This window comes from Pedobacter sp. AC464 (assembly GCF_979253075.1).
Genome location: NZ_CEEDBV010000020.1, coordinates 1 through 243, shown reverse-complemented (window position 1 = coordinate 243; position 243 = coordinate 1). Strand labels below are relative to the sequence as shown.

Annotated in this window: 1 protein-coding gene; it reads right to left on the bottom strand. The window is 42.8% G+C overall.

Annotated features, from left to right (window positions below):
• A partial coding sequence (locus AC0IWT_RS20020; protein WP_471798514.1) for a citrate/2-methylcitrate synthase occupies positions 1 to 243 on the bottom strand: 243 nt, incomplete at both ends.

Genomic DNA, 243 nt, shown 5'->3' with positions numbered 1-243 from the left:
TTTTTATCTTTGGCTTTGTTAATCCATTTTTCAGTATCGCCACCATCAGCTTTAATTAATTCACGCATATCGATAACGGCCTGGTTAGCACCACCGTGAAGCGGCCCCCACAGTGCTGCAATACCTGCTGAAATTGAGGCGTAGAGATTACAATCTGATGAACCCACAATCCGAACCGTAGATGCAGAACAATTCTGCTCGTGGTCTGCATGTAAAATCAATAACTTGTTCATTGCGTTAACA